The sequence below is a fragment of the Metabacillus rhizolycopersici genome (assembly GCF_020075705.1).
On the sequence record NZ_JAIQUM010000201.1, the window covers coordinates 1 to 1,566 of the forward strand.

At 35.2% G+C, this 1,566-nt stretch carries 3 protein-coding genes; 2 read left to right on the forward strand and 1 reads right to left on the reverse strand.

The features are described 5' to 3' along the window. Window positions 1–470: transposase (locus K9V48_RS27960; protein ID WP_224142304.1), on the forward strand; the 470-nt coding region annotated here is incomplete at its 5' end. A 561-nt stretch (window positions 471–1,031) separates the two neighbouring features. Continuing rightward, the gene (locus K9V48_RS27965) at window positions 1,032–1,277 is read left to right on the forward strand and encodes a YiaA/YiaB family inner membrane protein (RefSeq protein WP_224142305.1); all 246 of its coding nucleotides are present in this window, start codon (window positions 1,032–1,034) and stop codon (window positions 1,275–1,277) included. A 152-nt stretch (window positions 1,278–1,429) separates the two neighbouring features. Here K9V48_RS27965 and K9V48_RS27970 read toward each other — a convergent pair. After that, window positions 1,430–1,566: DUF3900 domain-containing protein (locus K9V48_RS27970; protein ID WP_224142306.1), on the reverse strand; the 137-nt coding region annotated here is incomplete at its 5' end.

Here is a 1,566-nt window from a genome sequence, read left to right on the forward strand (position 1 = left end):
TAGAGGAAAAGGATATATATGCCTGTCCAATGGGATGTATTCTTTCCTATTCCACAACCGACCGTGATGGATATCGTCACTATAAATCAAAGAAAAGTGATTGTGAAGTTTGTCCTCTTCGTTCAGACTGTATGTCTTCCAAACAAAAACAACGTACCATTACGCGACATATCTGGGAAGGGTATAAGGAAATGACGCTCCAAAATAAGCGAACAACAGAAGGAAAACAATTGTATCGACTTCGCAGTTCAAGCATTGAACGGAGTTTTGCCGATGCGAAAGAACTTCATGGTTATCGGTATGCCAGGTTTCGAGGGGTGAAGTCTGTCCAAGAACAGGCTTTTATGACAGCTGCTTGCCAAAATATGAAAAAAATAGCCCTCTATCTCACTAAAAAGATGGGATGGAGGACTATTTCGAAGAATTTCCCCTTGTATTTCAATTATTTTCACTGTTTTCTATCAATATAGTTCGAGTTGTCGAGAACCTAGAGAGTTTCTCGACAATCTGCCAAAAAACGGCTGCTAGCCGTTTTTTTTATTATAGAAGAAACTCGTCAAGTAGATAGTGAAAAGCGTGTTCCTAATGATCGATACAAATACAAATTTTTGAAAAGGGTTGCAAAAAATTCCTATGTATAACAAGAGACATCGAATGTAGCTTGTGAGGTTTACTCCGTTAGTGATTAATCAACGAAAATAAGTAAATTATTTATCCCATTCTTATCTGGAATAACCACCTAATATCAAACCTCAAGGAGCAACAATGAAGACAGGAGGGAGATAACTACTAGTAAAGCTTAAGATAATTCTCGATTTACCTTTAAGATAAACCGTTCTATTTGTCATTTAAGGTGCATAATTTGAATTTAGTACAGAGTGTAATGAATCATTTATAAGTTATAAGCAGGATACGAACATGTGCTAATTATTGCCCTGTTTAAAAGAAGGCGGTAACTCCACACTCTTTATACGAATCAAACCGGAGTTAAGAATTTCTAGAACAAGCAAAAAAAGAACGGAGGTAACTGAGTGGTAAAATTTAAAAGAAGAAACACAGGGGCATTTATATTACTTGCTTGGTTAAGTTTAGTTATATTTACTGGATTAGTGTTAATAGGTTTATACAACTTGGATGAACCACTAATGGTTAAGGGTTACTATTTAATGGGTACTGTAGGTATTATTACTTCATCATTTACTGTTGCAAAAGTCGTAAGAGATAATCAAGAAGATCTAGAAGATGAATCGGAATATAAAAGAAATAATGTTGAATAAGATGGAAAAAAATTTTCACATAATGAAAAGCAGATGCTTACAAGAAGTGTCCGCTTTTCATTATTCAAAAAAATTTCAGCAAATATAATAATAAGTTTACGTTCGCAAATTACTATTTCATTAGCGATCACTATTTAAAACAACTTATTGTTTTAGTACTCGCCAACACCTTTCCGACTAATTCGCTCAATAATTTCATGCAAATCATCCGGCCGATGAAACTCAATCGGTGAAACGCCCTTCTCAAACTCAATCGTATCCGCCTCAACTAAAAGCACATACCGTCCGT